We start from the raw sequence: 23,643 nt of genomic DNA, 5'->3' as shown, positions 1-23,643 counted from the left end.
ATCAGTAGAAATGGATGTATCGGGGGTGCCGCAAAGACGGCGCTCTATCGCACCCGGGAGCGGGCGCGACTGATACATCAGACTCGACTGATCGAGAGGGCTTCCAGTGATGGTGTCCGCGGCACGGAGACCCGAGTGCCGGCAATGCGGATGACACGTGCGAGGGGCAAAATCATCAGCCGCCGCAGATCCGGTCTGTGACGCAGGAGCGCGACAAGGACCGCGAAAACGCCGATTGCACACGCCATTCCGACAAGCATCCAATCCGGCATGCAACTGGCGGAGCAGGCCGCTTCAGCCGGCAATTCGTGAGATCCGGATGCCGCTGCCGCACCGTCCTCGGACGCGGCGTTCGCCGTCGCGACCGATGAATGGGCCGACGGGGCAGCAGCTGAGCTGATCATCGTGTGCATAGCGAGGATTCCGAACAGCACGGCCGCAATGACGATCATTGCGGTGACGGAGACATGCTGCCGTCGTGCACCTGCCATAACCCGAAACATTTCGCCGTTCATCCGCCCTTGTTTGCTTGCACGATCGTAGGCCACCACGGTGGGAGTATTTCCCAGCCAGGTTCTCGTAGCTGATAAATTGCCCTGAGCGCACGGCGATGAGGAGGACCAGTGTCGGCTTATCTCAGCGTCGCAGTGATCCTTGGAGCGGCATTGGCCGGAATCGGCGTGCTCTACCTTGTGGCCCGGACAACGTCGGTGTCATCGGAGCCGCTCGTGACCACGCCGTTCCTGTCCGGCTGGATGCCCGAACAGCACGCTCTGTCCCGCTACCACGCTCGCTGGTATCCGCTCACGATCATCTTTCTCGCCTTCGACGTCGAGATGTTGTTCATGTACCCCTGGGCCGTCGTCGTGGCGAGCGAGGGTCCCACGGCAGTCATCGAGATGTTCGTCTTCCTCGGGTTGCTCATGGTGGGAGTCGTGTGGGCCTGGCGGGAAGGATCGCTGAGATGGGTGTGACCTCAGTGCTCGCCCGGTGGGCCTCCACGAGCGTGCGTGTCCTCGTCGTTGAGGTGCCGGGCTCGGACGAGTCGCGGATGCTGCTCGAGGCCGAGCTCGGCCGTCGAGGCTGGAGTGTCGCTCTCTCCCCGGCCGACGCCGACCTGCTCGCCGTGTGCGGGATACCGGGCGACGAGCTCCGGGCGGCATGCGATCTCGTGTGGAATCAGCTGCCGGGACCACGCACCCGGGTGAGTGTCACCACGGCAGCCGCGCTGCCGGCACTGCTCGATGGAGCAGTGGCGCACCTCGTCGACGATTCACGGCAACGCGAGGACGCCCGCGCGAGATCCCAGCCCGTCGCTGCCGAGGATCCGACACCGGATGCCGGTGAGCACGAAGGCATGTCGCACGAGGACATGGATCACGAGGACATGGATCACGGAGACATGGATCACGGAGCCATGGACATGCCGATGCCCGGCGGCATCCCGCTGGCCGGTGGAGGCGACGACCGCGATGGACTCGAGATGGACATGCTCAACGTTCCGCTCGGTCCGGTGCTGCCCCACTGGCCGGCCGGCCTCGTGGTGGATTGTGTGTTGCAGGGTGACGTGATCGTGAGCGCCAAGGCCCGGATCCTCCAGGCGGCGTCCGCACCGACGGAAGCGTCGGAGCAAGCGATGACGGATGTCGTGGACGCTCGCCGGCGCATCATCCGGCTCTGCGACCAGGCCTCGCAGCTACTCGCACTCGCCGGCTGGCAGGCTGCCGAGCAGAACGCGCGCCGGCTGCGTGATGACTCGCTGCGGGGCGCGGACCTCACTGATCATGGCGCGGCACTCGATCGGCTGCGCCGACGCGTCGAGCGCTCGACGCTGCTGCGCTGGTCGCTGAAGGGACTGAAGCTCACAGGCTCCGCGACCCGCGACGACGGCGCGGACCTCAGCATCCGTCATCGCCTGATCGGCTGGCTCCGCGAGGCTGCTGAGCTGGCCGGGACCATCCCCGGTGGGGGGCCGATCGCGGCGCACGATGCCAATCGGGCGCAGGAGGCGCAGGAGGCGCAGGACGCGCTCGACGCCCTGCCCGACCTGCTCCGCGGAACGGATCTCGGAACCGCGCGCCTGCTCATCGCCGGCCTCGGTCTCGACACCGCCGCTCTCAGAGAAACCCATGAGCACTCTCATGACTGAGCCCATCGTGCAGGTCAGCCCGGCCTGGGCGGTGCTGGCGCCGCTCGCCCTCCTGTTGTTCGCCCTCGCGGGAGCCGGGCTGAATGGTGCGCTCGTGGCCCGGTCGGCCGGTCGCCCGGTCCGCTCAGGAGCGGGTGCCCCGTTCGCCCAGGTGGCACGGCTGCTGAGGCAGAGACGACAGGTCACCGTCGCGGCCGATGTGCTGCTGTGGCGGATCGGTGCTGGTGGCCTCCTGGTTGTCGCTATTCTCAAGATCCTGGTCATCCCGCTCGGGCCGTGGACCCTCGCCGATCTCGACGTCGGCGTCGTCTGGTTCAACACGATGGACGTCATGATCTGGGCGCTGTTCTGGCTCATCGGCTGGGGGGCGAACAGCGCGCACGCGCTCGTGGGGGGCTATCGCTTCCTGTCGCTCGCTGTCTCGTATGAGCTGCCGCTGATGTTTGCGCTGATCACGCCGGCGGTCGCCGCCCGCAGCCTGCGGGTCGGCGACGTTGTCGCGGCCCAGCACGACCTGTGGTTCGTGATCTGGATGCCGGTCGCGTTCGTCATCTTCTGCGGCAGCGTCATCGCCTTCTCGAGTTGGGGGCCGTTCGCGACGGGTGCCGGGCGGGACATTGCGGGCGGTTTTCTCGCCGACGTCTCCGGCGTCGACAGGCTGCTCATCCTCACCGGCCGCTACGCGGTGCTCGCTGCGGGCGCCGCGTTCGCGGTGCCGCTCTTCCTCGGCGGTGGAGCGGGTCCGCTGCTGCCCGACTGGCTCTGGACGATCGTCAAGACCGCGCTCGTGCTCGCGGCCTTCGTCGCGATCCGCCACAGGGTGCCCACGATCCGCCCCGACCGGTTCGCCGAGGTGGCCTGGATCATCGTGCTGCCTGCGGCGCTCCTGCAGGTGCTCGTCGTCGCGATCATCGCCGTGGGGAGCTGAGGATGCTGGTCGACCTGCTGTTCTGGGCGCTCGCGTTCGTGTCCGTGGCATCCGGTGTCGCGGTCTTCGTGGTCGACTCGATGGCGCGGGCCACCTACGCGCTCGCGGTCTCGTTCATCGCCGTCGGGATCATGCTCGTGATGGCCGGTCTCGAGTACATCGGCATCATCACGATTCTCATGATGGTTATGGAGATGGCGATCATGGCTGTCTACATGGTGATGTACATGGGGATGAACCCGGCCCTGATGCCGATGGACATGACCCACAGCAAACGCTGGTCGGCGGTGCTGGCGGTGGGAACCTTCGTGCTGCTGGCCGCGGGAGCCCTGCTCATCCCGTGGCCCGCCCGCGTGGGTGCACCCGCAGCCGACCTCACCGCCTCGCTCGGCGAGGCGATCATGGGGCCCAAGATGCTCGCGATGCTCACCATCAGCCCCGTGCTGTTTGCCACGATCATCGCCGGCCTCGTGATCGCCAACCCGCGCGGGCGGTATGACCGCTGGGGCGATGACCTCAAGCGCGGCACGCCGAACGATCCGATGCGGGGAGGGCTCGGGCGATGACACTCGAAGCCGTTCTTCTCGTCGCCGCCGCGCTGTTCTGTGTCGGCCTATATGGTGCGCTGTCCCAACAGGTGGTCGTGATGGTCATGATGGGACTCGAGCTGATGCTCAACGGAGTCATCCTCGCGGCCGGCGCCTTCTGGTGGTTTCTCGCGCCCGCCCCGGACGGCCAGGTGCTGCTGCTCATCGTGATCGCCGCGATGACGGTGGAGATGGCGATGGGCTTCGCCGTCGCGACCCTGCTGCACCGGTCCCGCGGATCAGACATGACCGACTCGGCGACGGACCTCTCCGGATGAGCGGGCTCGCCCTCGTCCTCGTGGTGCTGCTGCCCGCGGCATCCGGAATCTCGCTCTGCCTCGCCGGACCGCGTGCACGGGCCGCCGCGATCCCGGTCTCGCTCACGACCGCGACCGTGACGGCCGCGCTCGCCGTGGCCGTCACCTTCACGCGCCCTGCGCTCGAGATCCCCTTCATCGCCGGCGCGCCGATCGGGCTTGCTGTCGACGGGCTCTCCGCCCTGGTGCTTCCGGCCGTCGCGATCGTGACCCTGCTCGTGCTGATCTTCGCGGCCGCCGAGGGAACGGAGTCACCGGAACGCTTCCACGGCCTCATGCTGATCTTCGCCGCCGCCGTCGCGGTGACCGTGACCGCGACGACGCTCCCCGCTCTGCTGTTCGCCTGGGAGATCATGGGTGCGATGTCGTGGGCGCTCATCGGCTTCCACTGGCGGGATGACCGGCGCGTGCAGGCGGGGCTCGTCGCCTTCACGATGACGAGGGCGGGCGATCTCGGCCTCTATCTCGCCGCGGGCGCCGCGCTGATGGGCGGCGCGGGTCTCGCGCTCGCCGATCTGCCGGCCGCGTCCTCACCGTGGCGAGACGTCATCGCCGCCGGCATCATCGCGGCCGCCCTCGGCAAGGCCGCGCAACTGCCGTTCAGCTCCTGGCTGTCACGCGCGATGGAAGGGCCGAGCACGGTCAGTGCACTGCTGCACTCGGCCGCGATGGTGGCGATGGGCGGATACCTGCTGCTGCGGGTGGCGCCGCTGCTCGAGGCGACGGTCTGGGCGGGGATGACCGTGGCGTGGATTGGAGCGCTCACCGCCCTGCTGCTCGGCACGGTCGCGGTCGCCCAACGCGATCTCAAGCAGCTGCTCGCGGCGTCGACCGCCGCCCAACTGGGATTCGTCGTGCTGGCGGCCGGGGTGGGGTCGATCGCCGGCGGTGCGGGCTACCTCGTCGCGCACGCCTCCACCAAAGCGCTGCTCTTCCTCGTGGCGGGCGCGTGGCTTGCCGCTCTCGGCACCAAGCAGCTGTCGGCGCTCCGCGGCGCCGCTCGGCGGTGGCCGCTCGTCGGCGTGCTGTTCACCGTCGGGGCACTCTCACTCGCGGGCATTGCGCCGCTCTCGCTCTGGGCGCTCAAAGACGAACTGCTCGCCGTCGCCCTGGAGACGAGCCCCGTGCTCTACATCGTCGGCCTCAGCGCGGCGGCACTCTCCGCGGTCTACTCCGGCAAGGCGCTCCTGATCGTCTGGGGGCGAGCGGATGACGCGACCGAGGCGGGGCTCGACGACGAGCAGCCGGGAACCCGTCACATCGGACGGTGGGAACGGCTCCCGCTCGCCGTGCTCGCGGCCGGTGCGGCACTGCTCGGACTGCTGGCGCTGCCCCAGGTGAGCGAGCGGCTGAAGGCGATGGTGGGGGAGAGCGGGACCGCGACACCCGGCGCGGTTGAGCTCGCCGGCTCGGCGGTGCTGGCGCTGGCAATGCTCGCCCTTGTCGCGGTGGCGCTTCGACGGGGGCTCCCGCGGCCGCCCTGGGCAGTGAACTGGCTGGGACTCGAGCGAGCCGTCCACCTCGTCGTGGTGCTCCCGACGCTCGCGCTGAGCGAAGCGCTCGCGAGATTCGACGACCGCATCCTCGACCGCGGCCTGCATCGATCCGCGCGCGCCGCCGTCGCCAGCGCACGTCGGCTCGCGAGATTCGACGACACCGCGCTCGATGCTGCAGTCGACGCGACCGCGCACGCTGGGACACGTGCGGGTTCGCGTGCGGCGCGCGCCGACATCCGGGGCATCGACGGCGCCGTCGAGGGCCTCGCCCGCCAGCTGCGACGCCTCGGCACGCTCGCGAGGCGCCCGCAGACCGGCCAGATCCACCAGTACTACGCCCAGATCGCCATCGCCCTGGCCGTCGTCTTCGTCCTGATCCTTCTCGTGAGGTAACCCATGCTCAGCCTTGTCATCTTCCTCCCCGTGCTCGCGGCGATCGTGCTCGCTGTGATGCCCCGCATCACGGATGCCGCGGCCCGCTGGAGTTGGCTTGTCGTCACACTCCTCGACCTCGCCCTGGTGGTCGGCTTGTGGGTGTCCTACCGGGACCCGGGTGCGGGGGGTCTGGCCTTCGAGGAGCAGCTGCCGTGGATTCCGAACGTCGGCAGCAGCTATCACCTCGGCCTCGACGGGCTGTCGCTGCCGCTCGTCGCGCTCACGTCGCTCATCTTTGTCGTCTGTGCCGTCTTCGCGCTTCGCGACACCGACAGGCCCCGCTCGCAGGCCGCTCTGTTCCTCTTCCTCCAGACGGCGAGCCTTGGTGTCTTCGCGGCGCAGGACCTCATCCTCTTCTTCGTATTCTTCGACCTCTCGATCGTCGGCATGTACTTCGTCATTGCCGGCTGGGGGCACGGCAACGCGGCACGGTCGGCGCTGAAGTTCTTCCTGTACACCTTCCTCGGCTCGCTCGCGTTGCTCGTCGGGTTCATCGGCCTCTACCTCGGCTCCGAGGCGAAGACCTTCGATATGGTCGAGCTCGCGCAAAACCCGCCGTTCGGCGACCAGCCCGTCGTCGGCGGACTCGTGCTCGCCGCCGTCTTCATCGGCCTCGCCATCAAAACGCCAACGTTCCCATTCCACACCTGGCTGCCGCCCGCCCACACGGATGCTCCGGCGATCGGTTCGGTCGTGCTGGCGAGCATCCTGCTCAAGATGGGCACCTACGGTTTCGTGCGCATCGCCATGCCCATGCTGCCGGACGCCTGGCGAGACTGGGCGTGGCTGATCGTCGTGATCGGCGTGATCTCGGTGCTCTATGGGGCACTCGTCGCGCTCGCCCAGACCGACTTCAAGCGGATGATCGCCTACACCTCCGTCAATCACATGGGCTATGTGGTGCTCGCGGTCGGCGCAGCGGGGGTCGTGAGCGACAGCGCTGCTCAAGCGAGGGAGGTCGCGATCACCGGCGCCGTCGTGCAGATGGTGAGCCACGGACTCATCACCGGCGCCCTCTTCCTTCTCGCAGGGGTGCTCTACGACCGCAAGGGCAGCTACGACATCGGCTCCTACGGCGGACTCGCGGCCCCGGCGCCGCGCTACGCCGCCTTCTTCGTGGTCGCGGCGTTCGCCTCCCTCGGGCTGCCCGGTTTCAGCGGTTTCATCGCCGAGTTCCAGATCTTCGCCGGCAGCATCGGTCCCGTTCCATTGACCGCGTTCGCCCTTCCGGGCATCCTGATCACGGCCGCGATGTTCCTGCGGGCGTTGCAGCGGATGCTCATGGGCGAGACTCGGGGGCTGTCCGATGGATTCCATGACCTTGACCGGCGGGAGATCATTGCGATCGCGCCGCTTCTGCTCCTGGCCGTGATCATCGGAATCGTGCCGCGCTTCCTGCTGGATGTCATCGAGCCCGCGTCATCCGTCGTCATCGAACTCGTCAGCCGGTAGCGTCCTCGTGAATATGCAACGGGATACCCTCGCGCTGCTCCCGGAGATCCTCGTTCTCGCCGGCGCGGTGATCGTCCTGCTTGCGGGGTCGTTCCTTCCCCGGGACCGGCAGGGGGTAACACGATCTGTCGCGATCGTCGCGCTGCTGCTGGCTGCCGCGGCGGCGGTGGCCGGGATGACCTCCCCCGCGATGACGATTTTCGAAGGCGGTTTCGCGGTCGACGTCGCGACCGGGGCAGCGCGGATCATCATCCCGCTCGCCACGATCCTCGTTCTCGTACTCGGCGTCGAGGAGCTCGGCGGAAGCGCGAGAGAGAGCGAAACTTACTCGCTGATGATGCTCTCTGCGCTCGGCGCGATCGCGATGGCGGGAGCGAACGACCTGCTCGTTCTCGCCGCCGGCTACCTGCTCGCGAGCATTCCCTTATATGCCCTCGTCGGCATGAGCCGCTCGCCCGGCGCGGCTGAGGCCGCCCTTAAGACCTACCTGATCGGCGCGATCATGGGCATCGCACTGCTGCTCGGGGTCACTATCCTCTACGGAGTCGGCGCAAGCACGTCGTATTCCGAACTGCGGTCGACGCTCGGCGATGCACCGCCCGCGGCGGTCCTCGCCGGGATCGTCGGGGTCGTCGCGGGATTGATGTTCAAGGCGGGCGGGGTTCCCGGCCACTTCTGGGTGCCCGACGCGACGCAGGCATCGGGAACGGCGGTCGCGGCGTTCCTCACGTCCATTCCCAAGCTCGGCGCACTGATCGCGGCCTATCGCTTCTTCGAAATGCTTCCCGACGGGTCTGGCTCAGGCGCTGTCGAGTGGCCCTTACTGGTCGCCATCCTCGCCACGGCGAGCATGACACTCGGTAACCTTGCGGCTTTCTGGCAGACGGACGTGAGGCGCCTTCTCGGTTGGTCGACGGTGAGCCAGGTGGGCTATCTGCTGCTGCCCGTCGCGGTTGCGGGCAATGCCGATCTCGCCCTGCCGTCACTCCTGCTCTACCTCGCGGGTTACGCGGCGTCGAACATCACCGCGTTCGCGGTCGTCGGCGCACTGCCGACCCGCCGCTCGATCGAGGACTACCGCGGCGCCGCGGCGGCGCACCCGTGGCTCGCCGGAGCTCTCGTCGTGAGCCTGCTCGGACTCGCCGGTACCCCGCCGACGGCGGTGTTCGTCGGCAAACTCAGCACCTTCACCGCGGCCTGGGACGGCGGCCTCGCCTGGCTCGTCGTCGTCGCAGCGATCAACACCGTGGCGAGCCTGTTCTACTACCTGCGCTGGCTCGCCCCGATTCTCTCGCGGGGGCGGTGGGATGCCGAAGCGCCGGTGTCGGAGCCGAGCTGGGCTGCTCGGGCTGCCGTCACCGGCGCGTTGACCGTGCTCGTCATCGGGATCGCCGCGGGGCCGATACTGACCGCATTCGGCACGACGCTCCTGGGGTGACCAGCGTGCTACGGGAGCACGTGGCCCGCGGCCGTGAACAGGCGGTACCATTCCGGGCGGGTGAGCCGCACGTCGGCGCCGGCGGCGGCGTCGGTGAGGCGTGAGACGTTCGTGGTGCCGAGCACGACCTGAATGTCGGCGGGGTGCCGGGTTATCCACGCGACGGCAATAGCCGCGGGAGCGACCTCGTACTTCGCCGCGAGCTCGTCGATGACGTCGTTGAGCGCCGAATACGTCTCCCGGTCGCCGAGGAAGATCCCGTCAAAGAATCCCTTCTGGAACGGCGACCACGCCTGAAGGGTGATCCCGTTGAGGCGGGAGTAGTCGATGATGCCGTTGCCGCGGTCAACGGACTGCTCAAGACCGGCCATGTTGGCTGACATGCCGGCGGTGATCATCGGCGCGTGCGTGAGGCTGAGCTGCACCTGGTTCACGACCAGCGGCTGGCTCACCGAGCTCTTGAGAAGATCGATCTGCCCCGGGGTGTGGTTGGACACGCCGAAATTGCGCACCTTGCCGGAGCGCTGCAACGCGTCGAACGCCGCAGCCACCTCGTCGGGCTCCACGAGCGCATCGGGGCGGTGGAGCAACAAGAGATCGAGGTAATCCGTCTGCAGTGCGGCAAGGGAGTCGTCCACGGACTGAAGAATGTGCTCGGTGGAAAAATCCCAGAATCCGGAGCGGATACCGACCTTCGACTGAATCGTCACGGCCGCGCGCTCGGCAGCGGAGAACGTCACGGCGTCACCGAAGCGCTTCTCGCACTCGTGCGTCTCCGTTCCGTAGATGTCGGCGTGGTCGAAGAAATTGATGCCTGCGTCGCGGGCAGCGCTCACGAGAGAGCGAATCTCTCCATCGGTCATCGAGGAGATCCTCATCAGCCCCAGGATGACGCTGGATGCTTCGAGGTTCGTGTTCGGGAGAGTCTGCGATTTCATGTCCCCATCCTGCGCGCCGCTCCCTGCGCAACACATGCACGGGCCGGCTTACGGGCATTGCCTGGGCCGTGTGCCCTGAAAGGGGGGCATGCTAGTCATACGGGGGAGTCGATTCAATGGGGTGGAGTACCTGCTGGCGACCAAACCAGACTCAGGGGGTAAAGCGTCATCCTCCATCGAACGTCGAACGAAGGTTGTCTCACATGTCACGTCTCACTCGAACTCGTGCGATCTCACTCTCTCTCTCGCTCGGCCTGGGCATCGCCGCCCTCGGTGCCGGCCCCGCATCCGCTTCAGGCTCGAACGGCATGCCCGACCGAGGTGGTATGTCGCAGGGCGCCCAGGTTTACAAAGTCGACCTCAACGAGCTGAACAGCTCCGGAGTCGAGGGCCAGGCCATCCTCGTCCTCAAGGGCGACACCTTGAAGGTGAAGATCCGCGCAACGGGACTCGTTCCGAACGCCCTGCACCCGCAGCACATCCACGGCTTGGACGGCAACGCCAACGCTACCTGTCCTCCGGCCTCCGCCGCCGGGCCGGACGGCATTCTCGACCTCGCAGACGGCCTGCCCTTCTACGGCCCCATTCTGCTGCCGCTCGAGGCATTCCCGATGGCCGAGAACGGCACCATCAACTACAAGGCCACGTTCACCGTCGACGGCGACCTGCTCGACCTTTCGGACGAGGCGATCGTGCTGCACGGCGGCTTCGTCGAATCTGAGTACGTAGCCACTCTCCCCGTGAGCTGCGGCGAGATCAACTAGCAGACACGCCTGAACCGCCCCGCGCCGAATGTTGGCGGGGGGCGGTTCTGGCGTGCGGACCGAGTTTTGTCGGTGGCCTTCACATCAGGATTCGTGGCGTCGTCACCCCGTGAACACCTCGCGCAGGCCCGAGTTCCACGCGTCCGCACGGCACAGCACGACGGCGCTGTCGAGCGGAGCATCCAGTTCGACGAGTCCTTGTCCGTGCGCCGACCCGTCGCGGGTGTCCACCCACTCGCCCTCGGGGAGGTACACCGACCAGCGGTCGACGCCGGGTGCGACGACCGGCGCGACCAGGAGGTCGTTGCCGAGGGTCCACTGCAGCGGGTGGCTCCACACCTCCTCGTCGAGCGGAGAGTCGAAGTACAGCGGGCGCATCAGCGGGGCACCAGTCGCGATCGTCGCCCGCGCCTGATTCGCGAGGTACGGGCGCAATCGTTCGCGCAACTCCACGATCGAGCGGGTGACCGGGATGACCCGCTCATCGCCCGTGCGCTCGGCAATGTTCCACGGGGTGCGGTCGACGGAGGGTGTCCTGTGGTGGTTGAACTCGGAGTGGTACTGCATGATCGGCACGAACGCCGAGGCCGCCATGGCCCGCAGGTACAGCTCCGCATCGGGAATGTCACCCGAGAACCCGGCGATGTCCCAGCCCCAATAGACGATTCCGGATGCCGCCGCCGAGAGCCCGGCGAGCATCGACCAGCGGAATGCGTCCCAGGTGGAGTTTTCGTCGCCCGCCCAGAATGCGCCGTGCGATTGTGACCCGGTGAACCCGGCCCGGCTGAAGGTGACCGGGGCCTTGCCCGAGGAGCGAAGGAGATCGCCGTACGCCTTCGCGTAGTGCACGGGGAACAGGTTGTTCTTCTCGTCGCCGCGTCGGCCGTCGAGATAGACGAGCTCGTCGCCCCACGCGTGCTCGCCGCCATCGGTCTTGAACCCGTCGATTCCGATCTCGTCGACGAGGTAGCGCCGCTTCTCCGTCCACCACTTCGCCGCCCCGTCGTCGGTGAGGTCGGGCATGAGGGAGAGAGGGAACCACCAGCCGCGGTTGCGGTACGGTCTGGTGCCGCCGGACGGATCGGGCTGGGCGATCACGGCGTTCTGCGCGATGGCCGAACGCGCGTCCGCTCTGGCCTGCCCGCGGGGGTGCGGGCGGAGCTTGACAAGGGGAATCTGCCAGAGGTGTACGCGCACGCCGTCGTCGTGCAGCGCGTCGACCATCCCCTTCGGGTCGGGCCACGCGCCCTCCTCGGGAAAGCTGAAGTCCGCGAGCCTGTGGGGTGCGCCATCCTCGTTCACCTCGTAGGCCGAGTCACGGAACGCCGTGAACGTGGTTTCGTCGCTCCACGCCTCGATAACCACCGAGCCCACGGGTATGCGGTGCTCGCGGTGCAGAGCCATCTGCCGCTCGACTTCGGCCTGGGTGTTCCATTCGTTGCCGCTCGCCCAGAGGGAGAAGACCCAGTCGGGTAGTTCCTCCGGTCCGCCCGCCTCGGCAAGGAATTGCGAGAGCACGTCGGTAGGCGTGCCAGAGAAGAGGGAGAGCTCGACGATGGTGTCGCTGTCGGACGGTGCATCCGCCTCCACCTCGACGATGAGGAGGTCGGGGTCGGCCTGGCCGATGTCGAACCAGACTCGGCGGCTCGTGCGTACGTGGAATCCCCACCCGTCGCCGCCGATGACGTGCGCGAACGGCATGGGGAGATAGGTCTTCCGCTCGGCGCCCTGGCTCTTGTACTGCTCGAAGACGACCGAGTCGAGGCTGTGCCCCCGGTGGTCGATGGCGTCGAAGCGCTCGCCGAAGCCGGCGACATGCTCGCCAGTGGAGAGCCGTAACGCGAACCGCACCCGAACGATCCGTTCGCCATCGTCGAGCACGCTGATGCTGCCAGGGGCGACGCGCTCGGCTGTACCGGACACCGCGAGGGCGCCGGGTGCATCGCGCCAGGCGGCGACCCGCGTGCCGAATGATCGTGTGCGCTTTGTCGTGCCGGTCTGGGAGGTGCCGGTGAACCGGTAGTCGACACGATCACCGGCGCCGAGGCCGTCAATAGTGACCGACCAGCCACCCTGGGCGCGGGACAGCCGAGCCTGGGCGGATGCGAGGTGCCCGCCGTCAACCGTGCGGCCGCGCGACGAATTGGCGGTGGGCGACAGGTCGACGTCACGTGTCGTCCGCTCTCCAGTGGCCGACGTGATGTTCAGGCTGCAGACGACGGAGATGATGTCGGCGGAGGCTCGAACGCCGAGACGAACGGGTTCGCCTGAGACGGGGGCGAATGGTTCGCGCTGTTCGGTATCGACCGAGTACGGGTGCCCTGATCCTCCGGCGGTGTGCCGGATCACGACTGCGCCGCCGTACGGTGCGCGCTGAGGGCGGCGTCGAGACGCAAAAACATGGCATGGCTCCACAGCAGCGGTGTCGCCACCGGTCCCCACTTGTCGATCCAGAACTGCTCGAACTCGGGGTGCAGAAGGTGACCGCTCACCTGCTCGGGCAGGCTGCCATCGGGGAGGGCGGTCGACGCGGCCCAGTCGAGCGCGCGTCCCGCGCCGGAGACGTCCCCCCGTTCGAGCAGGCACAGGCCGAGGAAGCAGGTGAGCAGTGGCCAGCGGCCGCCGCCGAAGAAGGTGTCGTCGGCGAACCGGTGCATTCCACCGTCGACCTCGAGCTGATCGCGTACCGCCTCGATCGTGCGTGTCGCGAGCTCGCTTGTCGGGTCGATGAAACCGAGCGGGGCGATGATCGCGAGAGTGCTCGAGTCGACGGCCGGCTCGTCGAGCCACTTCACGAGGTGGCCGTTGTGTGTGCCGTGCTCGTCGATGAGCCTGCGGATGCCGCGCACCGCCTCGGCGGCGGCGTCGGACAGCTCCGGCTCCAGCAGCCCTGACGCGAGCCCGGCCTGAAGGCCTGCTCCGACGCATCCGAGAGTGGAGACATGGATGCGCTCGGGGTGTTCCTCCCACCAGTCCCAGCATTCGCGGTTCCACGAGCTCGCGAGGTACTCGCAGCTCGCGATGATCGCGTCGGCCCAGGGGGCAAGGGGGAGCGCGTGCCTGTCGGCATGCGCGACTACCGACCACACCCAGGTGCCGTAGCCGTCGAGCTGGAAATTGCCCCACTCCTCGACGCCGATGGTGCCGTCGAAGTGGAACCGCGCCGGCATCATCGCCTCGCCAGCCATCGGGTCGGGGCCGGCGGCCCGCCCGACGATCTCGTCGACCGTCGGGCGGTACCGGCCCAGGATCCCTCCACACCAATCGAAGAACTGGTTCGCAGAGTCGACCTGCCCCGCCGCCGACATCCCGTCGGCGATGAACGCGCCATCGCGAAACCAGCTGAAGCCGGTGTAAGCCGAGAAGTCGGGGGACGCCGGATAGGCGCCGCTCGACTGCTGCAGGCTCGCGATGACGTCGATCGAGGTGTCGACGATGGATCGGTGATCGGTGGGCGGGGCGAGGGTCATGAGTGCTCCAGGAACGGTGGTGATGGATGAATTGGGTGTGGTGCGGGTCAGCCGATGACCGCGTTGACCCGTTCTGCGGCGGAGGAGACGGCCTCCTCGACGCTCTTGCGGCCGGCGGCCGCCTCGGTCAGCTCCTCCGAGACGATGTCCTGCATCTCCGTCTGCCCCTCGGCGACGATCGGCGGGAGCGCGACGTTCTCGAGGGCGTCGAACACGGCCTGGCGGTTCGCCGGGGCGCCCTTGCCGAGGTAGGAGGCGAGCAGTGAGTCATCCGAGACCGGCGGCAGTTCCCAGCCGGCGTCGAGACGGGTCTCGACCATCGTGCTCGAGGAGGTGAGGAACTCGGCGAAGGCCTGCGCGGCTTCCTTCTCGTCGGAGCTCGACGACACGGCGACTGCGTTGGAGAAGAGTGCGCTCGCCTTCTGGGCGTCTCCGGGTTCGACCGCGATGTCCCAGTTGAAGGTGGCGTCGGCGAGGGCGCCGAACATCCAGATGCCCGAGTGCCACATGGCGAGCTTTCCGTCGAGGAAGAGGCCGCTGTCGTAGTCCGGTGTGCCGGCGCCCTGCTCGGGGGTGGGCATCACGGTGCCGCTCTTGCCGACGAGCCACTCGGCGGCGGCGATGCCCTCCGGCGAGTCGAAGGCGACGGATATGCCGTCGTCGGCGAGGAAGTCCCCGCCGGCCTGGGCGACGGCCTTGTAGTACTCGTAGTAGCTGATCGGCTGGTAGTCGCCGTACACCCCGGCTGCCTCGTCGGTCAGTTGCTCCGCGGCCACTTTCTCGTCTTCCCAGGTCCAGTCGGAGGTCGGGTAGTCGAGCCCTGCCGCGTCGAACAGGTCGGAGTTGTAGAACAGCACGACGTTGGAGAAGGAGCTCGGGAGCGCGTACTGCGCGCCGTCGGACGAGTACGCGTCGGCGAGCGAGGTGCGGTAGACGCTCGTGTCGACATCCTCGAGTGGTGCGATGACGCCGTCGGCGACGTAGGTGCCGAAGTTCGCGTATTCGATGTCGAACACGTCGGCTTGGGTTCCGGCCGCGAGGTCGGTCTGCAGGGTAGTGAAGTAGTCGGCGTAGGGGAGGGTGGCGACATCAACGATGATGCCCGGGTTCTCGTCTTCGAAAGCGGCGACGATGGCATCGAGGTTCTCCTCGTTGCCGCCGTTGGAGATGAAGTTGGAGTAGCTGATGGTGACGTCGCCGCCGCCATCTCCCGAGGCGGTTCCGGATGCTCCGCCGGAGCATCCGGCGAGGGCGGCGGCGACGGCTGCGGCAGTGCTGAACGCGGCGATCTGAGTGAGGCGAGACATGCTGTGTAATCTCCTTCGATTGGTGGTGCAGTGTTGTGGTCTATTTGATTCCGGTGTTTGCTACGCCTTGGATCACGTAACGCTGGGCAAAGATGTAGATCAACACCATCGGGATCACGCTGATGACCGATCCGGCCATGAGCACGTCCCACTGGGTCGTGTATTGGCCCTGCAGTCCCGCGAGTGCGATGGGCAGGGTCTGTAGCTCGGGGGTGCGGAGCACGATGAGCGGCCAGAGAAAGCTGTTCCAGCTGCTCATGAACGCGAACACGGTGAGGGTCGCGACAGCCGGGCCGACGAGTGGCATGACGATCGTGCCGAAGATGCGGAAGTGGCCGGCACCGTCGATCTTTGCGGCCTCGTCCAGTTCGCGCGGAACCGCGTTCATGGCCTGGCGGAGCAGGAACACCCCGAACGCCGAGGCGAGACCGGGCAGCAGAACCCCGACGTAGGTGTTGAGCAGTCCGAGCATCTTGATCTCGATGAACAGCGGAACGATGAGCACCTGGATGGGGATCATCATCGTCGCCAGGTAGATCGCGAAGACGAGGTTGCTGCCGCGAAAAGGGAGCCGGCTGAAGGCGTAGGCGGCCAGTGCACTGGTGGCGAGCTGGGCAACTGTCGTCGCGATTGCGAGACCGAGGCTGTTGGCGATTACCTGCAGGAAGGGGGTGTTGTCGAACAGTTCGGCGTAGGCCGAGAGAGACGGGTCATCCGGGATGAGCTGCGGCGATGCCGAGAGCCCGGCGCCGCTGGAGATCGAGGTGATGATCGTCCAGAGGAAGGGGAAGAACATTGCCAGCGCACCGATCGAGACCACGATCGTGAGGGCGACAGCTGAGCGCTTACGCATAGTTGACCCACTTCTTCTGGCCACGGATTTGGATGAGTGTGACGGCGAGAACGACGATGAAGAGCATCCAGGAGAGGGCGGATGCCTCACCGGCCCGGCCATAGCGGAAGGTCAGGTCGTACACCTGTTGCACGACGACCTGGCTGGCCCCCGCAGGCCCACCCCCGGTCATCGCGTACACCTGATCGAAGACCTGAAACCCGTTGATCAACGAGATGACGATCACGAAGAAGGTCGACGGTGAGAGCATCGGCAGCGTGATGGACACAAGTCGGCGCCACCGCCCCGCCCCGTCGACGGTCGCGGCTTCGTAGAGGTCGGTGGGGATCGCCTGGAGGCCGGCGAGCAGAATCACCATGACGAACCCGAGATCCTTCCACGCCGACGCGAGGATGATCGACGGCATCGCCCACTGCGGGTCGGTCCACCAGCCGGGTCCATCGATGCCGACGAGCCCGAGCACGTAGTTCACGACCCCGTACTCGGGGTTGAGCAGCCAGCGCCAGACCAGCGCGACGACAATCCAGCTGGTGACGACGGGGAGGAAGTAGATTCCGCGAAGGAAGGCGCGCGCGGGCATCTGTGAATTGAGGGCGAGGGCGATCATCAGCCCGCCGACGTAGACAAGCGGCAGGTACCCCACGATGTAGTAGATGGTGTTCAGGAACGCGCGGTGGGTGTCGGGGTCGACGGCGAGGGAGGCGTAGTTTGCAAACCCCACCCACTCCATCTTCCCGATGAGGTTCCACTCATGCAGACTCACCCAGAGGGCTCCGAACATGGGGGCAAGTGTGAACATCACGAGCGGAATCGCGCTCGGGAGCAGGAACGCGAGCACGACGAGCGTGTATCGCAGCCGGGAGCTGCGGGGGGACCGGTTCGGAGCACGGAGCTTCGCCTTCGCGGCGACGGACGGCACCCCCGGAGCGATCGTGGAGGTGGGCGGCGTGTGGAGGGCGGTCATGCGTTCGCCGCCGATCCGTCGATGATGGCGTTTGCAGCGTCGAGTCCCGATGCGGAGTCGTCGGTCATCAAGGCATTGAGTCGCTTCCGCACGAGCTCGCCCTGGTCGCCCGCAATCCCCGTGGCGTCGAACGGGGTGGCGAGCACGAGCGCGGCGGCTCCCTGTGCCCAGCGGTCATCCTGCCAGGACTCGACGATCACGTCGAGGTTGCGCTTGGCGGGGATTAGTGAGGCGCGGAAGGACGGCTCGAAGCCAAAGGCCCAGTGCGGCCATGCAGGCATCCCCTCGCCGAGGAGGAGCACGACCGCGGGGTCGAGCAGGTTCACGACGCCGGCGAGAGCGCGCCCGAGGAGGTGCCCGGCATCGCCGAACAACTTCTGCGCGACAGGGTTGCCCGCGTTCGCCTCGGCCAGAAGGGACGCCATTCCCGAGAGTCGTCCGATCACGCCGAGCTCGCGCGCCTGCGCCACGAGGGCAGACTCGCCGATGATCGCCTCGAGGCACCCGTGGTTGCCGCACTGGCAGAGCGGGCCGTTCTCAACGGTGGGGATGTGGCCGATCTCGCCCGCCCCGCCCGCGTGCCCGCGCATCACTGCACCGTCGAAGACGATGCCGCTCCCGATGCCGGTGCCGACGGTGACGACGAGGAACGAGGAAACCGTGCGGCCTTCTCCGTAGAGCAGCTCAGCCATGCTGAGTGCGGTGACGTTGTTGTCGATCAGCACGGGCAGCGCGAGCGCGTCGCGGAGCGCCGCCCCGAGCTTCACGCCGTGCCAGCCGAGTTGGGTCGACTCGACGATTCCCTCGCCCTGGTCGTCGACCGTTCCCGGCAGGCCGACGCCGATGCCGAGGATGGGTCCTTCGCTGTCACCCTCGATGAACCGGCGCAGCAAACCAACGAGGGATCCGATGGCGTCGGGCGAGGTTGCGTCGAACGGCTCGATTGCACTGCGGATAACGGAACCGTCGATGCCGGCCTCGACGAACGCGACGTGGTCGGCGGCGATCTTCACGCCTATGGAGTGACCCGCGGCGGATGCGAGTCCAAGCAGGCGTCCGGGGCGGCCGCCCTGAGACGACGACGTCTCAAGCTCGACGATGAGACCGTCGGTCAGGAGCGCGCGGGTGAGCTGGGTGACGAGCGCAGGGGAGACGTCGAGCGCGCGGGCGAGTTCGGCTCGCGACGCAGAGCCCTGCGCGCCGAGTCTGGCGAGAATCGCCGACCGTCGCACATCGGCTGCACGGGAGATTCGAGTACTCATATCAACACCTTTGTTCAGGACTAAATAAACATACTTCGGCTGTTTGCGCAAGCTTCAATCGCCAGAAGACGTAGGTTTATTGCCCAAATTGCAGAGAACTCGCGATTGACGCGGCCAATTGAACCCGGTTGTGAGTCATCTTTATACAGTCGTGAACTAAGAGATTGCGAAGTGCCGGTTTACGCGGAACATGCCGCACGTCCACTACTGGAATCGGGGCAAGTTCCCAGTCGATTCGTGGTCCGGGTGCGCTCCGAGCGATTTACTCCTGCCGGGCACGCACACGCATCGTGATGACCTGCGCGATGACGATGGCTGCGGCAACCGATGCGGCAACGATGACGGTGAGGGTATCGTTCTGCACTTTCAAGATGGTGAAGGGGATGAGGATCGCGAGGTCGAGGGCGATTGTGAGCGCCGGAAGCCAGGGCTTCGCGTCGATCTTTGCGCGCAGATGGCGGATGACGCCCCATTGCACGGCGATGTCCATGGCGAGGTAGAGGAACGCTCCCATTGAGGCGATCTGGCTGAGATCCAGAAATGCAGTGGCCACGATGGCCAGGCCGGCGGTGATGATCATCGGCTGGTGTGTGACCTTGTTCGGCAGTGACGGCGCCTGTCGCATCTCTTGCAACATCGCGTAAAGGCGCGACACGGAGTACAGGCTCGCGAGGAGGCCCGAAAGTGTCGCGACGACGGCGATGGCGACGGTGATTCCGACGCCCCAGGCACCGAAGAGCGGCTCGGCCGCTTGCGCGAGTGCGTAGTCGCGGGCGTCGACCGCCCCTTTCGCTCCGATGCTCGACTCGACCGACACCGTGATCAGCAGATAAAGCACGGTGCAGATGAGCAGGGAGATGACGATCGACCGCGCAATGTTCTTCTTCGGATCCTGGATGTCATCACCCTGATTGGTGATGGTCGTGAAGCCCTTGTAGGCGAGCACGCACAGGGTGGTCCCGGCGAGCAGGCCGAACACATCGAACGAGTCCCCGGATGCTTCGGCGAAGAACCCATTGCCGGATACGGCGGTTCCGATCAGTCCGGCCATTGCGAGTACGGCGATACCGAGGATCTTCAGCACCGCTGTCGTGGTCGCCGAGCCTTCGACGAGCTTGTTGCCGAGGAGGTTCACCACGGCCGCTCCGACGATGGCCGCAACACCCAGTACAGGCACGAGAATCGCCGAGTCCTGCAGACCGAAGGGACGCAGCAGGTAGGTGCCGAACGTGCGTGCCAGCAGGCTCTCGGCGACCACCATCGACACGTACATGAACAGCGAGAACGAGCCCGCAGCCACGCCCGGACCATACGCATCCTTCAACAGCATCGCGATACCGCCCGACGACGGGTTCTCGCTGGAGTAGCGGGTGTAGGAGTAAGAGCTAACTCCGGCGACGATGGCTCCGAGTAAGAACGCGAGCGGGAACCAGTCGCCGGCGAACCCGGCAACCTGGCCGACGAGAGCGAAGATCCCCGCGCCGATCATCACCCCGGTGCCGAGCGATATCGAGCCAGCGAGGGTGATCTTGTCAGTGCGTTCGGCCATTGCTCGTGTCCTCAGTTGGCGGTGTGCCGCTGCTTGGTGGGGTGATCTGTCGGTTTGCCGTTCCGCAGAGCATTAAGTATCTCGCCAGCCGCTCGTTGTAAGCTCCTCCTCAAACATCTAAACAGGAGGCATCGCCACCCACGTGGACCACACGACCAGTTCTACAGGGTCATCTTCTGACCCCGACCATTGTTGTGATCGCGAAACGCTCTCAGTAGGCAGCCAATGATCGGCGAGGTGCTCACGCTGCTTCTGGGCATTCTGGTGATTCTGGTGATCATCGCGGCAAACGGATACTTCGTCGCCCAAGAATTCGCCTACATGTCGGTCGACCGCCGAAAGCTCTCCGCACAGGCCGATTCGGGCGACAAATCGGCGAAGCGCGCGCTCGCCGTGACGCGCCGCACCTCGTTCATGCTCTCGGGTGCGCAGCTCGGAATCACCGTGACGGGTCTGCTCGTCGGGTTCGTCGCAGAACCGCTCGTCGGTCAGTCCCTCGGAGTTCTGCTCGGGGGAGTCGGGATTCCTGCCGCGGTGAGCATCACGGTCGGAACACTGCTTGCGCTTGTGGCCTCGACGATCGTGCAGATGATCTTCGGCGAGCTGTTCCCGAAGAACTACGCCATCGCCAACCCCGAACCTCTCGCCAAAGGGCTCGCGAGGTCGACGACGATCTATTTGACCGCGTTCGGCTGGCTCATCACGGTCTTCGACCGCGCCGCCAATCTGCTGCTGCGCACGCTGCGCATCGAGCCGGTGCATGACGTCGACACGAGCGCGACCGCCGAGGACCTCGAACGCATCGTCTCGGACTCGCGCGAGAGCGGCGACCTGCCCGACGAACTGTCCTACCTGCTGGACCGCATCCTCGACTTTCCGCACCGCGATGTCGAGCACGCGATGATTCCGCGCGCGCACGTCGATACCGTGCGGCCGGAGACGACGGTGGGGGAGCTACGCATCCTCATGGCGAAGGCCCACACCAGATATCCGGTCATCGATGCTCGCGGTGAGCCGGTGGGCGTCGCGCAACTCGCTGATCTGCTCCGCGGCGGGGTCGATGACAACGCGCCAGTGACGCAGATCATGAGGCCGCCGATGGTCGTACCGACTCTCATGAGGCTGCCGGATGCCCTGGCCCAGCTCACGCGCACCCGCAACGAACTCGCCTGTGTTATCGACGAGTACGGCGGCTTCGCGGGCGTGCTCACCATCGAAGACCTCGCTGAAGAGCTCGTCGGCGAGATCACCGACGAGCACGACGACGCCGCAACCTCAGTTCTTCAGCCCGACGGCGACAACGTGTGGCTGATGGGCGGCGATGTGCACGTCGATGAGGCCGAGCGCGCCATCGGTCACGACCTGCCCCGCGGCGACTTCGAGACCGTGGCGGGGCTCCTCATCGCCGAGCGCGGTGCGCTGCCCCTGGTGGGAGAGAGGGTGCGGATCGCTCTTCCCATCGACCCCGCCGACCTGGTTCTCGATGAACCGACTCGACGCATGCTCGATGTCGACATTCTCGGGGTCGATCGTCACGTGCCGAGCAAGGTGCGGGTGAGCTTGGTTGAGGTCGCCGTCGCGCCCGAGACCGACAAGGAGGTCGAGCGATGAGCAATCCCTGGGTGATCATTATCGTGACCGTGCTTCTCATTGCCCTCAGCGCGTTCTTCGTGGTCATCGAGTTCTCCCTGCTGGGCGCACGGCGTCACCGCCTCGAAGAATCGGCGGCGACGAGCCGCTCGGCGAGGGCAGCCCTGCGCGGCGTGAACGAACTAACCCTGATGCTCGCCGGCGCTCAGCTCGGCATCACCGCAGCCACGTTCGCGCTCGGCGCCGTGACCAAGCCCGCGGTCGACCGATGGCTGGGCCCGATATTCGAGTCGTGGGGGACGCCTTCGTGGGCGGCCGGCGGCGCTGCCTTCGCGCTTTCGCTGCTGCTGGTCACCTTCTTGCACCTCGTGGTCGGGGAGATGGCACCGAAGTCGTGGGCCATCTCGCACCCTGAGCGCTCGGCCATTCTCATCGGAATTCCCTCGCGCGCCTTCGTGTGGTTGTTCCGCCCACTGCTCAGCTGGGTCAACAGCATCGCTAACCGCCTCGTCGCCGCGACCGGGGTGCAGCCGGTTGAGAGCGCCGCTGTCGGCGGGCTCAATGCCGAGACGATCCGTCACCTCGTAGAGCACTCCGCCAGCGTGGGGTCGCTGGGGTCGTCGTTCCGTTCTCAGATCTCGAGTGTCATCGAGCTTGAAACAATGCACGTCGAGCAGCTCATCGCCTCGGACAGCGAGCCGACGGCGGTCCCGTCCGGCGCCAGTGTCGCCGAGGTGCAGACCGCTGCGTCCCGGTCAGGCCACATGCGCATTCTCGTCGCAGCCGACCCGGAGCTCGCGGGCTCGCTGCCCGGCGTTGTGCACGTGCGCGACACGCTTCTCGAACCGGCCGCGCGTCCGGCTCGCGAGCTGGCTCGCACCGCCTTCGTGATCGCTGTCGGCACCCCGGTTCACGAGGCACTCGCGCGCTTACGTGAGGCCGGCGAGCAGTTTGCGGTGGTCAGGGAGGGCGAGCGATTCGTCGGTATCGTGACGCTCGCCGATGTTCTCAGGCGTGTGCTTCCTGACCCGGAGGAGCGTGCGTCCACCCTTGCTGGATAAGGCCTCACAGAACTCGGTCGACGTTTCTCGCGATCATGGAGGCTCACTACACGACGGCCCCACTCGTCGCTACCCCCAGAGCGAATACACGGACCGCCCAGCTCGCACGCTCCTAGGCTGGATACCCTGCTGGCGCCGAACCAACCGGCTGCCAGACATCCGCCCCCCGACGAAAGGCACGAATCATCGCTTCCGACCAGTACGCCTTCGAAGACCCCTCCAAGAAGTACGCCGACATCAACCCGAGCGCCCAGTATCAGGCGGGCCCCGGCCTCGACTCCGCCCTGAACGACACCGCCGACCACGGTGAGAAGTCCTACCGGGGGCTCGGCCGTCTCGCTGGCCGCAAGGCTCTCGTCACCGGTGGGGACTCCGGCATCGGCGCGGCCGTCGCGATCGCCTACGCCAGAGAGGGGGCGGATGTCGCCGTGTCATACCTTCCCGAGGAGGAGAAGGATGCTCAGAAGGTCGTGGCCCTCATCGAGGCCGCCGGGCAGAAGGCCGTCGCGCTCCCGGGCGACCTCACCGACGCCGCGTTCTGCCGCGAGCTGATCGCCATCGCCGTGAAAGAACTCGGCGGCCTCGACATCCTCGTGAACAACGCAGGCAAGCAGCAGACGGTCGCCGACCTCGCCGATCTGACCGACGAGCAGTTCGACGAGACCTTCAAGACCAACGTCTACGCAATGTTCTGGCTCACCAAGGCGGCGCTGCCGCACCTGGGGGCCGGCTCGACGATCATCAACACGACGTCGATCCAGGCCTATTCCCCCTCGGAGAGCCTTGTCGACTATGCCTCGACCAAGGCGACGATCAACGCCTTCACGAAGGCGCTGGCGCAACAGCTTGCCCCCAAGGGAATCCGCGTCAACGCGGTGGCCCCCGGACCGATCTGGACCCCGCTGCAGACTGCGGGCGGTCAGCCGACCGAGGCGCTGCCGGAGTTCGGCGAGGCGACCCCGCTCGGCCGCCCCGGCCAGCCGGCGGAGCTTGCGCCGGCGTACGTGTTCCTCGCGTCGGGCGAGTCCAGCTACGTGGTCGGTGAGACGCTCAACGTCAACGGGGGAATGCCGACACCGTAGG

21 protein-coding genes are annotated in these 23,643 nt (G+C 66.7%); 12 read left to right on the top strand and 9 right to left on the bottom strand.

What is annotated here, in order from left to right; genetic code table 11:
- Positions 1-77: 77 nt before the first annotated feature.
- Complete coding sequence (locus tag BHD05_RS12280; RefSeq protein ID WP_161886689.1) at positions 78-491, bottom strand: DUF6153 family protein; 414 nt, start codon at positions 489-491, stop codon at positions 78-80.
- Positions 492-623: 132 nt separating this feature from the next.
- Here BHD05_RS12280 and BHD05_RS12275 point away from each other — a divergent pair, with 132 nt between their 5' ends.
- The 8 genes from BHD05_RS12275 to BHD05_RS12240 are packed head-to-tail and all read left to right on the top strand — an operon-like array spanning position 624 to position 8,802.
- The gene (locus BHD05_RS12275; RefSeq protein WP_161886688.1) at positions 624-974 is read left to right on the top strand and encodes an NADH-quinone oxidoreductase subunit A; all 351 of its coding nucleotides are present in this window, start codon (positions 624-626) and stop codon (positions 972-974) included.
- Complete coding sequence (locus BHD05_RS12270; RefSeq protein WP_161886687.1) at positions 965-2,149, top strand: hypothetical protein; 1,185 nt, start codon at positions 965-967, stop codon at positions 2,147-2,149. The genes BHD05_RS12275 and BHD05_RS12270 overlap by 10 nt, the downstream gene beginning before the upstream one ends.
- Positions 2,142-3,077: a complex I subunit 1 family protein gene (locus BHD05_RS12265; protein WP_161886686.1), complete on the top strand. Its 936-nt coding sequence runs from the start codon at positions 2,142-2,144 to the stop codon at positions 3,075-3,077. The genes BHD05_RS12270 and BHD05_RS12265 overlap by 8 nt, the downstream gene beginning before the upstream one ends.
- Positions 3,078-3,079: 2 nt before the next feature.
- A complete protein-coding gene (locus tag BHD05_RS12260; protein ID WP_161886685.1) occupies positions 3,080-3,643 on the top strand; it encodes an NADH-quinone oxidoreductase subunit J in 564 nt (187 codons plus the stop codon).
- Positions 3,640-3,942: an NADH-quinone oxidoreductase subunit NuoK gene (gene nuoK, locus BHD05_RS12255; RefSeq protein ID WP_161886684.1), complete on the top strand. Its 303-nt coding sequence runs from the start codon at positions 3,640-3,642 to the stop codon at positions 3,940-3,942. The genes BHD05_RS12260 and nuoK overlap by 4 nt, the downstream gene beginning before the upstream one ends.
- Positions 3,939-5,870 (top strand): proton-conducting transporter transmembrane domain-containing protein, encoded by a 1,932-nt coding sequence (locus tag BHD05_RS12250; protein WP_161886683.1) that lies wholly within the window; start codon positions 3,939-3,941, stop codon positions 5,868-5,870. Before nuoK ends, BHD05_RS12250 begins: the two co-directional genes overlap by 4 nt.
- Before the next feature lie 3 nt (positions 5,871-5,873).
- Positions 5,874-7,364 (top strand): complex I subunit 4 family protein, encoded by a 1,491-nt coding sequence (locus tag BHD05_RS12245; protein ID WP_161886682.1) that lies wholly within the window; start codon positions 5,874-5,876, stop codon positions 7,362-7,364.
- 13 nt (positions 7,365-7,377) lie between these two features.
- Positions 7,378-8,802 carry an NADH-quinone oxidoreductase subunit N gene (locus tag BHD05_RS12240; protein ID WP_161886681.1) on the top strand — a complete coding sequence of 475 codons (1,425 nt, stop codon included), beginning with the start codon at positions 7,378-7,380 and terminating at the stop codon, positions 8,800-8,802.
- Between the two features lie 8 nt (positions 8,803-8,810).
- Here BHD05_RS12240 and BHD05_RS12235 read toward each other — a convergent pair whose 3' ends face one another.
- Positions 8,811-9,740, bottom strand: coding sequence for an aldo/keto reductase (locus BHD05_RS12235; RefSeq protein ID WP_161886680.1), 930 nt, complete (start codon positions 9,738-9,740; stop codon positions 8,811-8,813).
- A 203-nt stretch (positions 9,741-9,943) separates the two neighbouring features.
- Between BHD05_RS12235 and BHD05_RS12230 the strand changes: the two genes are divergently transcribed.
- Positions 9,944-10,504: a hypothetical protein gene (locus BHD05_RS12230; RefSeq protein ID WP_161886679.1), complete on the top strand. Its 561-nt coding sequence runs from the start codon at positions 9,944-9,946 to the stop codon at positions 10,502-10,504.
- A gap of 102 nt (positions 10,505-10,606) precedes the next feature.
- On the opposite strand, the gene BHD05_RS12225 is transcribed toward BHD05_RS12230, so the two are convergent.
- From BHD05_RS12225 to BHD05_RS12195, 7 genes are all read right to left on the bottom strand, one after another.
- On the bottom strand, positions 10,607-12,853 hold the full coding sequence (locus BHD05_RS12225; protein WP_161886678.1) for a glycoside hydrolase family 31 protein: 2,247 nt from the start codon (positions 12,851-12,853) through the stop codon (positions 10,607-10,609).
- On the bottom strand, positions 12,850-13,974 hold the full coding sequence (locus BHD05_RS12220; protein ID WP_161886677.1) for a glycoside hydrolase family 15 protein: 1,125 nt from the start codon (positions 13,972-13,974) through the stop codon (positions 12,850-12,852). The genes BHD05_RS12225 and BHD05_RS12220 overlap by 4 nt, the downstream gene beginning before the upstream one ends.
- Before the next feature lie 47 nt (positions 13,975-14,021).
- Positions 14,022-15,281: an ABC transporter substrate-binding protein gene (locus tag BHD05_RS12215; RefSeq protein WP_161886676.1), complete on the bottom strand. Its 1,260-nt coding sequence runs from the start codon at positions 15,279-15,281 to the stop codon at positions 14,022-14,024.
- 40 nt (positions 15,282-15,321) lie between these two features.
- On the bottom strand, positions 15,322-16,134 hold the full coding sequence (locus BHD05_RS12210) for a carbohydrate ABC transporter permease (protein WP_161886675.1): 813 nt from the start codon (positions 16,132-16,134) through the stop codon (positions 15,322-15,324).
- Positions 16,127-17,098, bottom strand: a complete 972-nt coding sequence (locus tag BHD05_RS12205) for a carbohydrate ABC transporter permease (protein WP_161886674.1) — start codon at positions 17,096-17,098, stop codon at positions 16,127-16,129. Before BHD05_RS12205 ends, BHD05_RS12210 begins: the two co-directional genes overlap by 8 nt.
- Positions 17,095-18,360 (bottom strand): ROK family transcriptional regulator, encoded by a 1,266-nt coding sequence (locus tag BHD05_RS12200; RefSeq protein ID WP_161886673.1) that lies wholly within the window; start codon positions 18,358-18,360, stop codon positions 17,095-17,097. Before BHD05_RS12200 ends, BHD05_RS12205 begins: the two co-directional genes overlap by 4 nt.
- A gap of 262 nt (positions 18,361-18,622) precedes the next feature.
- The gene (locus BHD05_RS12195; protein WP_161886672.1) at positions 18,623-19,909 is read right to left on the bottom strand and encodes an APC family permease; all 1,287 of its coding nucleotides are present in this window, start codon (positions 19,907-19,909) and stop codon (positions 18,623-18,625) included.
- 225 nt (positions 19,910-20,134) lie between these two features.
- Here BHD05_RS12195 and BHD05_RS12190 point away from each other — a divergent pair, with 225 nt between their 5' ends.
- The 3 genes from BHD05_RS12190 (at position 20,135) to BHD05_RS12180 (ending at position 23,642) form a co-directional block, all read left to right on the top strand.
- Complete coding sequence (locus BHD05_RS12190) at positions 20,135-21,520, top strand: hemolysin family protein (RefSeq protein ID WP_161886671.1); 1,386 nt, start codon at positions 20,135-20,137, stop codon at positions 21,518-21,520.
- Entirely contained in the window at positions 21,517-22,560 is a 1,044-nt protein-coding gene (locus BHD05_RS12185) for a CNNM domain-containing protein (RefSeq protein WP_161886670.1), read from the top strand. Before BHD05_RS12190 ends, BHD05_RS12185 begins: the two co-directional genes overlap by 4 nt.
- A 185-nt stretch (positions 22,561-22,745) precedes the next feature.
- The gene (locus BHD05_RS12180; protein WP_161887524.1) at positions 22,746-23,642 is read left to right on the top strand and encodes a glucose 1-dehydrogenase; all 897 of its coding nucleotides are present in this window, start codon (positions 22,746-22,748) and stop codon (positions 23,640-23,642) included.
- Position 23,643 lies beyond the last annotated feature (1 nt).

The sequence above is a fragment of the Marisediminicola antarctica genome (genome assembly GCF_009930795.1).
GTDB lineage: Bacteria > Actinomycetota > Actinomycetes > Actinomycetales > Microbacteriaceae > Marisediminicola > Marisediminicola antarctica.
This window is presented reverse-complemented; position numbering and strand designations above follow the sequence as displayed.